At 75.2% G+C, this 605-nt stretch carries 1 protein-coding gene; it reads right to left on the bottom strand.

What is annotated here, in order from left to right; translation table 11 throughout:
- On the bottom strand, nucleotides 1–605 hold a 605-nt coding region (locus KBX39_RS32560; protein ID WP_210874264.1), incomplete at both ends, for a serine/threonine-protein kinase.

The following is a 605-nucleotide window of genomic DNA, read 5'->3' as shown; positions in this document are numbered from 1 at the left end:
GCAGGTGACCGGTGAGGCAGTAGTAGAGCAGCACGCCGAGGGCGTACATGTCGGCGGCCGGGGTGGCGGGCTGCCGGTCGAGCTGCTCCGGCGCCAGATAGGCGGGGGTGCCCACCACCACGCCGTCCGGAGTGTGGTCCGGCGCGCCGGCCGGGGTGGCGATGCCGAAGTCGAGCACCTTCACCCCGCACGGGGTGAGGATCACGTTCGCGGGCTTCACGTCCCGGTGCACGATGCCGTGCGCGTGCGCGGCCGCGAGCGCGGCGCACACCTCGGCGCAGACCCGCGCCGCGATCCGCCAGTCCAGCGGCCCCGCGCGCAGGTGCGCGGCGAGCGTCTCGCCCTCGGCCAGCTCCATCACGATGTACGGCGCCGGCCGGCCGTCGGGCAGCGTGGCGGTGCCGAAGTCGTGCACGCTGGCGACGTTCGGGTGCACCAGGCGAGCCGCCGAGCGCGCCTCGGCCCGGATCCGCTCCACCGAGCCGGCCTCGCCGTCGAGCCGGGGCGAGATCAGCTTCACCGCGACGGTCCGGTCCAGCACACGGTCGTGCGCCCGCCAGACCTCCGACATGCCACCCAGGCCGGCCCGCTGTTCGAGCTCGTAC

Origin of the sequence: Micromonospora sp. D75 (genome assembly GCF_018070405.1) — a bacterium.
Taxonomy (GTDB): Bacteria; Actinomycetota; Actinomycetes; order Mycobacteriales; family Micromonosporaceae; genus Micromonospora; species Micromonospora chalcea.
Note: the sequence above shows the minus strand (reverse complement) of the source record. Positions and strands in the feature narration are given on the sequence as shown.